Source organism: Nitratireductor sp. ATLC21, assembly GCF_057196525.1.
Genome location: NZ_JBXUOU010000007.1, coordinates 1 through 10,093, shown reverse-complemented (window position 1 = coordinate 10,093; position 10,093 = coordinate 1). Strand labels below are relative to the sequence as shown.

At 62.7% G+C, this 10,093-nt stretch carries 7 protein-coding genes; 1 reads left to right on the top strand and 6 read right to left on the bottom strand.

Annotated features, from left to right (window positions below):
* Positions 1-16: 16 nt before the first annotated feature.
* Entirely contained in the window at positions 17-4,723 is a 4,707-nt protein-coding gene (locus AC2CHD_RS20935) for an N-6 DNA methylase (protein WP_484555204.1), read from the bottom strand.
* On the opposite strand from AC2CHD_RS20935, the gene AC2CHD_RS20930 reads away from it, so the two are divergent.
* Positions 4,712-4,945 carry a hypothetical protein gene (locus tag AC2CHD_RS20930; protein ID WP_484555203.1) on the top strand — a complete coding sequence of 78 codons (234 nt, stop codon included), beginning with the start codon at positions 4,712-4,714 and terminating at the stop codon, positions 4,943-4,945. The two genes, AC2CHD_RS20935 and AC2CHD_RS20930, sit on opposite strands and share 12 nt — an antisense overlap.
* Positions 4,946-5,177: 232 nt before the next feature.
* Here the strand turns inward: AC2CHD_RS20930 and AC2CHD_RS20925 are convergent, their stop codons facing one another.
* From AC2CHD_RS20925 to AC2CHD_RS20905, 5 genes are all read right to left on the bottom strand, one after another.
* The gene (locus tag AC2CHD_RS20925) at positions 5,178-5,576 is read right to left on the bottom strand and encodes a DUF3085 domain-containing protein (RefSeq protein ID WP_484555202.1); all 399 of its coding nucleotides are present in this window, start codon (positions 5,574-5,576) and stop codon (positions 5,178-5,180) included.
* A 7-nt stretch (positions 5,577-5,583) separates the two neighbouring features.
* The gene (locus tag AC2CHD_RS20920) at positions 5,584-6,183 is read right to left on the bottom strand and encodes a DUF1419 domain-containing protein (protein WP_484555201.1); all 600 of its coding nucleotides are present in this window, start codon (positions 6,181-6,183) and stop codon (positions 5,584-5,586) included.
* Between the two features lie 123 nt (positions 6,184-6,306).
* A complete protein-coding gene (locus AC2CHD_RS20915) occupies positions 6,307-7,284 on the bottom strand; it encodes a DUF3991 and toprim domain-containing protein (protein WP_484555200.1) in 978 nt (325 codons plus the stop codon).
* 204 nt (positions 7,285-7,488) lie between these two features.
* The gene (locus tag AC2CHD_RS20910; protein WP_484555199.1) at positions 7,489-7,761 is read right to left on the bottom strand and encodes a hypothetical protein; all 273 of its coding nucleotides are present in this window, start codon (positions 7,759-7,761) and stop codon (positions 7,489-7,491) included.
* Between the two features lie 227 nt (positions 7,762-7,988).
* On the bottom strand, positions 7,989-9,833 hold the full coding sequence (locus tag AC2CHD_RS20905) for an esterase/lipase family protein (RefSeq protein WP_484555198.1): 1,845 nt from the start codon (positions 9,831-9,833) through the stop codon (positions 7,989-7,991).
* Between the last annotated feature and the right edge of the window lie 260 nt (positions 9,834-10,093).

Here is a 10,093-nt window from a genome sequence, read left to right as displayed (position 1 = left end):
CCTGAGAGAGAGTTCGTCACGCGGCGGCCCGTTCGGACACTGACGCTGCGTCCGCGAGCTCGGTTTCGATCCCGGACAATTGCCGGCGCTTGCCTTCAAGCTCTCCCGCAAAGGCGAAGGCTTCGCCCTGGCGAGCGCGATAGGAGGCGAGCCTGCGCTCGGCGTCCGCCAGACGCTGGCGATAGTGGACCCGCTCATCCTCGAATCCCGAGAGCGCGTGCTCGAGCCTGGAGACAGCGCCGAGCGGTGTCGTCGTGACGGGAAGTTCGATCTCGTCTTCAGCGCCGGTGCGCATGAGCATGGTGGTGTAGCGATATCCGTCCCCACCGAACCGCTCGCCGGAGAATTCGACGTCGAAGCCGCCGATCGAGGCGATCGCGCTGTCACCCTCCTGCTGGAGCTGGACCAGGGTGAGGATCTCCTTCATCAGCGCCCTGCCGGCAGCCTTGCGCTCGGAATAGGATGTGCCGGCGACGGTCATCGCGAAGGCCTCGCCCGCGGTCGGGAGACGCAGGTCGATGTCCATGCCGATTTCAGCGATGCGGCGGGTCGCGACCTCAATGTCGCGTTCGGCCTCGCGAATCTGACGGCGTACCGCATGCTGATCGTCCATATGGGCGGCCCGCAGGCGCTCCAGCCGGGCGATGTCGGCTTCGAGCCCCGCCTTCTGCATCAGGCGCGGGTCGCCCGACGCAATCGCCTTGGCCATGGCGAACTGGTTGGCCTGGCCCTCGCCCATGTCCTCGAGCCTGCGGATCGAGGTGTCGCCGGAAAGTGCGGCGGCGATGAACCGGGCCTTGCGCTCGTTGTTCTGCCACATGCTGGCATCGAGCGAGCTTTCCGTCGCATAGGCGAAGATATCGATCTCGTCATGCTGGTTGCCCTGCCGGCCGATGCGACCCTCGCGCTGCTCGATCTGCGAGGGCAGCCACGGCACGTCAAGATGATGCAGGGCCTTGAGGCGCAGCTGGGCGTTGACACCGGTGCCCATGGTTTCCGACGAGCCGATCAGGAACCGGACCTTGCCGGCATTGACGTCACCGAACAACCGCTGCTTGGCCTGGGCCGTCTTATGGTCCTGCATGAAGGCGATTTCCGACGCCGGCACGCCCCTGCGCACCAGCTCGTCAAGGATCCAGCGGTAGGCAGAGAACCCCCTGCTCTTTTCCACGCTGATCGTGCCGAGATCGGAAAAGATCATCTGCGCGGCACCGGGCAGCTCAAAGCAATCGCCATCGGGCTTGCGATAGGTTTTCTGTGAGGTTTCCGACCAGATGCGGAAGGCGTTGCCGATCAGGTCGTTGAGCTTGTTGTCGGGCTCATTGTCATTGTCGGGATCCACCAGGCGCAGATCGATCGCGGCGTGGCGGCCGTCGGTAATCACCGACAGCAGGATGTCGTCTCCGGGCTTCGCCGGCCCCTCCCGTTCCTCGATCGCCTTGATGCGCGCATCGAGCACGGCCTGGTAGCGCTTGAACGCGGCGGACGGCTTGGAGGTCCTGATCTGGCGCTTGCCGGTCGAGACCGCCGGCACCTTCACATACTGCCGCAAATCCTCCGGCAACACGACGTCCGCAAAGGAGCGGAACATGGCGATGAGCTCGGGCACGTTGACGAAAGTGGCAAAGCGCGTGACCGGCTTGTACTTGCCCGATGGCTGAAGCTCGAGTTCGGTCGTCACATCGCCGAATGTCGAGGCCCAGGCATCGAACTCGTGCAGGCCACGCTCCCTCAGCGCCTCGATGCCGAGGAAGTGCTGTACGGAGAACATTTCGCCGAGCGTGTTGGTGATCGGGGTGCCCGAGGCCAGCACCAGCGCACGGCCGGGGTTCTTGGTTTCAACGAAACGGGACTTGACGTAAAGGTCCCACGCCCGTTGTGATCCGTTCGGATCGACCCCCTTCAAGCTCGACATGTTGGTGGCAAAGGAGAGCTTGCGGAACTCTTGGGCCTCGTCGACGATGATCTGATCAATGCCGAGCTCGGAGATGGTCAGAAGATCGTCCTTGCGCGTCGCGAGCGCCTCCAGCCGTTCCTTGAGCCCCTCCTTCAACCGCTCAAGCCGTTTGCGCGACACGCGGTCGTCGCTTTCGACTTTGGTCAGCAGGTTTTCGTAGAGCTCCAACTCATCGTGGATCATCTGCTGCTCGAAGGCGGACGGAATGGAGATGAACCTGAACGCCGAATGGGTGATGATGATCGCGTCCCAGTTGGCCGTGGCGGCACGGGCGAGGAAGCGATGCCGCTTGGCTAAAGTAAAGTTGGTCTCGTCGGCAACGAGGATGCGGGCGGTCGGGTAGAGCGCCAGGAACTCGCGCGCCGCCTGCGCCAGGCAATGACCGGGAACGACCAGCATCGCCTTGGCAATCAGCCCGAGCCGCTTTTGCTCCATGATTGCGGCGGCCATGGTCATGGTTTTGCCGGCGCCGACGGCGTGCGCGAGATAGGTCGAGCCCGCCGAGATAATGCGCCAGATGCCGCGTTTCTGGTGCCCATAAAGAGAAAAGGCGCCCGAGGCGCCTGGAAGCTGAAGGTGATCGCCGTTGAACGTTCGCGGGGCGATGTTGTTGAACCGGTCGTTGTAGTCCCGGGCAAGCCGATCAGTGCGGTCTGGATCGGACCAGATCCATGCCTGGAAGGCCGTCTTGATCTTTGTGAGCTTTTCCTTGGCCGCCTCGGTGTCGACTACATTGAGGACGCGCTTCTCGGCATGGCCGTCCTTCACGGTATCGAAAATCTGCGGAACCCGGCTGTTGAGCGCATCGGCGAGAAGCTCGCCGGCGTGCCGCCGATCCGTGCCCCATTCCGAGGTCCCCGCGGCGGTATATCCGAGTTGGCGCGCCTCGACCGTCCAGGAGGCAAGCTCCGGCATGTGGCGGATTTTGATTTCGGTGCCCATCATCTCCCTGACGAAGGCGACGACATCGACGGCCGGAATCCAGGGGGCACCCAGACGCGCCGTGATATCGGAGGGGTTCAGGTCCGCGGGCTGGACATCACGCAGCGCCCTGACATTGCGTTCAAATACCGGATCGAGCACCGAAGCGGCTTCCGCCGCCCTGAGCTTGTCGCGCACCTTCCCCGAGAGATAGGCGTCGGCGGTTTGCCAGGACCCGGTCTCGGGTTCGCGGAAAACGGCGTCGCCGAGCTCGGCGATGACGGTGTCCACATCGGCATGCACGAGCTCGGCGATGTGATCGACATCGACATGACCGCGCTCGTTGAGCACCACGGCCAGCGCATCGGCGGCTGAAGTGATGACCGGCGCCGTGGGTGGGGCAATCACGCGCTCGGTAAAGATCGGACCGGGGCGCGCCGTGTTCGACTCGAGGTCGTAATCCTCGATCGAGGCAACGAGCCAGCAATCGGGGTCGTCGAGGAAGGGCTGGAGATTGGGACGACGGTGCGTCTCGCGGACTGCGCCGGTCTCAAGATCCTCCTTCACCGATACGGTCGTGGAACTCACCGGACCGAAGGCGCGAACGAAATTCGACCAGGCAATGCGCAGCCTGACCTGGTGCTGCTTGAATGGCTGACCAAGTTCCTGGGCCTTCAGGACATCGCGCACGGCGTCTCGGATCGGGATCAGCTTGCGGATGATCCTGGCATGCTTGTCGGAGACGCCGTCAGCGGCGCGGCCCTTGCGCACGGTGACGGTGAGGGGTTCGCCGTCGCGCATCTGCATCAGCGCCTGGTTCTTGCCGACAAAGAAGCTGCCCTCGCGGAAGCCCTGCCCTTCGGGCTCATCGAATTCGTGGGCATCGCCGGGTTCCCGTTCCGAACCGACGGCTTCCGGCTCGCCGTCATAGATCGCTTCCGGAAGTCGACGGATGGCGGCGGCAAGCGCCTGCTCCAGATCGGCATGAGGCTGCGGCAGGCAGGTATAGGTCTCACCGAACGGTCCGGACGTCGTGGCATGGGTTCCCAAAACGTGATCCGGATGCTGCGCAAACCAGCGATTGATGCGGATGGGGCCCTCGTCCTCGGTTGCAGGCAGAACCTCGTCGGTCTCCAGACCGGAGATGTCGCCCTCGGCGTCGTCAGGTTTACGCTTCCGGAAAAAGAGGATGTCGGCCACCACATTCGTGCCGGCCTCGGCCCGGAAACTGCCCTCGGGCAGGCGGATGGCGGCGACAAGATCGGCCTGTCTGGCGATCGTTTCCCGGGCGGCTGGATCGGCCTTGTCCATGGTGCCGCTGGAGGTGACGAAGGCCGCAAGCCCGCCCGGCTTCAGCCGGTCGATGGCCTTGACGATGAAATAGTCATGCAGCCGCAAACCGAGGCCGCGATACGCCCGGTCCGAACGCACCGTGCGATCGGAAAAGGGCGGATTGCCGATCGCCAGATCGAAATGCGCCGGCAGATCCGTACGGGCGAAGTCGCCATTGACGATGCGGGCGCGGGGCTGGAGCAGGCGGGCGATCCGCGCCGTGACAGGGTCGAGCTCGACCCCGGTGACATGGCTGACCGGGCGTAGGTCCTCGGGCATCAGGGCGGGAAACAGCCCCGTGCCGATGCCGGGTTCGAGCACCCGGCCGCCGCGCCAGCCGAGGCGCAGCAAGCCCGACCAGATGGCGCGGACGATGAATTCGGGCGTGAAATGCGCATATTGCGTGCAGCGGGCGAGCGAAGTGTATTCCTGCTCGGAGGTGACATCCTGCAGACCGGCGCCGATCTCCTGCCAACCCTTGCGAAATGCCTCCTCGCCCGGGTGCCGGAACACGGAATTGGCCAGTTCCGATGCGCCGAACCCTGTGAACCTGATGAGCGCCGTCTGTTCCTCAATCGTCGCCGGGCGGGCTTCGGATTCGATTGTCTGGGCGAGCGCGATGGCAGCGATATTGTCCTGGGCGCGCTGTCTCCAGTTACGGGCCAGACCGCGGCCGCCGACGAGAAGGAAATTCTCGCCGCGTTCGTTGTCGGCGGACTTGCTGGCGCGTTGTGAAACCGCGGATACCGGCTCTTCCGACGTGTAATCCTCTGTTCCTCCCGCGGTTCTATCGTGCCGAATGAGGTGACGCCAAGACCGAGGCCGGCTGAAAGGGAGGTGTTGCCTGGAGACACGAGCGTGAATGGGTCGTCATTGGGCATGGGTTGTTCTCCGTGTGTTGGGGTGCGTGCCAGCCCGCCGCCGGGATTGCCCGTGGCGCGACGCACGCGACAGATTTGGGATGGGATCAGCGGGTGATCAGCGCGAACGAGATGTCGTGCTCGGTGAGCTGTACCCTCAGATGGGTGGCGCCGAAGTTCCGGTTGAAGCTCGGGATCAGCAGGTCGGCATCGATGAATTCGACGCCGTCATCGCCCCCGAAATGGCGGCGCTTGTAGTCCCACCAGTTCGGATTGCCCTTCGGATGACATTCGGCGGAATAGACGACGAGCGGCCTCTGCCCATCGGCGAGCTTGCCGTTGGAGATGATGTAGACGCCCTCGTCGCCGACGAGCCACAGGCCGGGCTTTTCGCCCTTGCCGGTCCTGGTGCCGTAATCGGGATTGCGGAAGCCGCCATTGGCGGCCGTGTCGGCTTCCCCGCGCGCGATGACCTTGCGCACGGCCATGATCGGGAAGGTGAACATGGCAGCCTCACGCGGCCTCGGCGAGCGGCAGGTGGCGCAGATGAACGGGAAGCTTTTCCGAGATCTGCGCGTCGGTCAGATGATCCAGCAACGCGAAGCTGCTTGCCTGCCCGCCATAGACGATGACGGTGCGCCTGCCCCGATGCTCTGGCCGGAAATCCGCCCCGGCATAGCCGCGATACCTGTCCTGGGTGGCGCTCCAGATGTGCTCGATGCGCTCCTCGCGGGTCATCGCCTTGACCGGGCGGCGCTCCCGCTCGACGATGGCATCGCGCATCTCGACCGGCGAACCCGGCCGGGCGAGATCGCAATAGGCATGGAAGTAGCGGTCCGCCCCGTTGATGCGCAGCGCGTAGAACACGCTGGTGATGCTGCCGGTCAGGAATTCGCCCAGGGCGAACATCTCGCGACGCATCCAGAGCGGCGACAGAATATCGAGCATGTAATCGTGTTCGGGCCGGGCGATCTCGAACCATTCGCCCGCGAACAGGGCGCCATCGTCGTTCTGCCAGCGGTTGGGGCGCTGGGCGTGGCGATCGAACAGACGGAACATCTGCCGGCGATCGGCTATGCCGAAATAGATCTTGCGGATGGGAGAGAGGGTCATGGGTGGCTCCTTGGCCTCCGGGGCTGGAGCGCGGCTCATCCTCTCGACGTCGCCATCCTCTTCAGCCCTTCCGGACCCCTCTCAAGCGGCCGCCTCTCCGTCCGGCCGGGTCAAGGGCCGGCGTCAGCCGGGCGAAGCGTCACCCTCGAGGCGGCCGGCGGGCATGCGGCAGCCGTCCTCCTTCGGCTTCTCCCTCCCTTTCGATTCCTCACTCCTTCCCAGTTCCGCATTCCAGTCATCCGCCGCAGGACACATACGCTCGAACCCGCATCCTGCCTCGCCAGCGAGGTCTCGCAGGCGGCCGGCGTAGATCTCGCCCTGTGGGTTGTTGTCGGTGGCCGCGACAAGATGGGCGCCCGGCCGGTGGGCCAGTGCACGAAGGGCCTCGGCCGTGGCTGGTGCCCAGCCGCCACCGCTGCTCAGATAGAGGGTATCCGCGCGGACGTTTTCAATTGCAGCCAGGCTTGTGGCGTCGATCGCCGCCTCGGTGACACAGAGCCGGAGCGCGTCGGGCCGACCGAGACGGAACAGCACCTTGGCGCCGCCGGTCGCGAAACCGCGCCAATCGGGACCGCGCTCCTCCCAGCCGGTCACCTGGCCGGCGGGACCGGTGTGGCCGGCCCACATGCTGCCCTTCGGGCCTTCGCGCAGGAGGTTCGCGGCAATGGCTTTGCGGATCACTGCCTCGGGAATGTGGCGCGTGTCGTGAAGATAACGCCATGTCGCCGAGCCCGGCCAGGGTTTGCGCCGGACCCGCCACCTTTCGATGATCGTCAGGTCGGGCGCACGGTCGATGGCCTCGCGTCTCCAGATCGGTTCGGTCGGGACGAAGCCGACCAGTTCGGCAACGACATAGAGCGAGGCGGCAAAAGGAATGCCGTCGAGATGTTCCACCAGGGTGAAGACGTCGCCCTTCGCATCCGACAAGGGATCGAACCAGCCCTTGCCGTCATGGATCACGATGATGATCTCGCTGGCGCGGCGATACTTCATCGCCTTGCGGCTGCTCTCCTTGAGATCGAGCGCGAACCCCGCGTCCTCCAGCACGGCGCTGCAGGGCACCTTTCCTCTCAGCTCTTCCAGGTCTGCTTTTTCCATCATCTCGCCCTGCGCCTTCGCGCGCTCCTCTTATCCGATTCCCGCTCCCGGTGTTTTCCGGGACGAGGATCGGCATGCCGCGAAGAGCAAGACGGGCAAGGGCGCGGCGGGCAACCCGGCAGATCTGCGGAGACGGATCGATCCGGCCCGCCGCGGCGAAGCCTCCCTTGCCGGGCGCAGCGCGCAAGCGGCACGCACACCCGCACGTCAACCGCTGCGTCGCTCTTCGTTTGCGACAATCGCGGTCACCCTGTCGATGTCCATTTCCGCGTGCGGGGAGATGCGGGCGATTTCGGCGGCGACCTTGGCCCAGTGATAGAATTCGGCTGTCTCGCCGCGATCGCGTGCCCGGGCGGCACGGCGCTGCGCCTCATAGTAAGCGTTGGCCCCCTCGGCCGCGGCGAGGCGACGAGCATCGGCTTGCCAGCGCCGGCGGATTGCGCGTCTGTGCTCGAGCCACCGGCGGATCACAGCGACCATAGCCCCCCATCTCCCCTATTCCCAAGAGCGTCAAGAATAGCCGCCCCATGGGTGAATACCCTTCAAGGGGGCTTCAGCTTTGCCAATAGACCGGCCCGAAAGGAAACGCCCAGATACACAGAAGACCACAATAGAAACGGGACGAGACTGACGAACTTTGTCACGCAAACTCAATCAGCTTTCGGGGTAGCTGGCTGGCCGAAATCTCCCAATTGGACAATGGCGGCTTAGGGTAGGGTAATCGCCGATTGCCTCCTCAGCCCATTGATCGTCAGTTCCATTTCGTAGGAGGTGGGAATTGGTCCGCTGCTCACTGCCTCGGCTGCTGCCTCATATCCCAGTTGCTCCAAGCCTCTAGCGGCAACGCTCCGCCACTTGGCGTCCTGATTGAAGAATTTTTCAGGTACACGGACCGGCTGATTTTCCTCGGCGCCGAAGTTAGCGATATTCACGCCTGCTGCCTCAAACGCTGCACCTGTCGCATAATTCGCAGCACCAAGTTGATAGAATGCATAAGCCGAATTTTGCTTGGCCCAGAACATTCGATCCGCATTCAAATTCACACCGTCTCGCGCAGCGACTGAGAACGTGATCGCTCGAAAGGCCGAACGGTTCTCGCCATCATAGCGGTTCGCTACATCATACAGCTCGTTTCCATCTACACCTGCTTCCGCCGCGGCCTCGTGAAATTGGTCAACCGCCAAACGATAAACGGACGGGTCAAGAAGCGCCGGATCGAGCGCTGCAAAATCCTCCAAGGAGGTGCGAAGTGCAGCTTGATCCGTTGGCCTAGTTGTAAACATATCTCCGAGTTCGATTGCAGCCGTCCTAGCTGCGTATTCGATTAAGGTATCAATGTAGAGTTTCACATTGGACTCGCTGAGGAGCGCATCGTGGTAGGCGCTCACCGGAAGGTAGTCCCTGTAACCTAGGCGCCAAGAGGGATAGGCAGACCAGGAAGGAACTGTACCGTCGCCTCGTGCCATGACGGGCTTTGGATCCGATGCGTTCACCCCAACGGGAAATTCGAGTTCTGATAATGTATCTCGAATCTTGCTCCGCCCATCCCGGCCCTCCTTGGAACCAGTCACGAAAAACATCTTCTGAAGGATCTCGGGAGGATGTTCATGAGTAAGAAGGGAGCAAACCGTCTCCGCTGCGGAAGCAAGTCGCGTTTCGACCATCTCAAGTGTGGCGTCGCGCCCCATTCCTGAAGGGAGTTTGAGCGGCAGACCCAGTCTCTTCCAGTGCCTAACGTTCCAGAGCTGAAGAGCGCGCGGCGTCGCCGTGTCGCTGACAAACGTCACCATTCTGCTCAGATCCGTATCGGCCGCAGCACAATCGGGCCTGATGATATTGTAGGCGGGCAACAGCTCGTAGGTGCTCTCGAAAGTGAGCGCGTCCCGGACCACATTGTCACTGAACAGTAAAGAGAAGAATGGTTCTTCCGTCAGAGCCGACTGTCCTGTAACCAGTGATTCTACCGGCTCCAGCGACCCCAGATGGGGTGTTCCGGCAAACACGAATTGGTCTATCTGCTCCACAGTCGCGCTGGCGCAACCTGTTTCAGGCTCTAGGTAATCCTTGAGCCAATGGCGCAGCACCAACCCGCCCATGGAATGGGCAACAATCACAACCCTGGCGTGATCGTCTCGCGGCGGAAGAACCTCGCAAAGCCATTCATCGAACTCAGCCGCCGTCATTCGATTGGATTTGCGCCAATCGTAAGCGAAGGAAAAGACGTCTCCAACGATCCAGTCTCCGTGTTCCCTGAAATCGGAATAAACATTGCGCTCTTTGACTTTCATTCCGGCAACACGGACCGTCGCTTTTTCGAGCAGCGATGTCTCAAATGTCGGGTACTCTTTCAAGGAAAGGCCGCGACTACCGTAGTCATCGTGCCCCCAGTGCCACTGTTGGGTCGTCGGATTGAAAAGGCCTGAACCAAAAATGCCAGGAACAAATATCAGCACCACTTTGTCAGGGCGCAACTTGACGCCGCTTGATCCTGCAGCCACCACTGGCTGACTTGCTGTCAGGCACGTGATGACGGCGAAGACGAAAGCGGCCATGACTCGTGCGATGAACACGGCTCCCCCCCTGCGAACTCCAAGCATTCAAACATTGTACCATTCAACGTTCATCTCAGACAGCCCATCTCATGTGCCGACTTGTTCGTCGGCATGCACCCACCCATCATTATCGTCACGGAACTCGGCGCCATGCCCATGGTGAAGCGGGAATCCCACCTCCTGCGACCCGACGCTGACCAGCTCGGCAGAGAGATCGGTGATCTCCTGTGCCACGACGTGCACCACATCGCCCTCGCGCT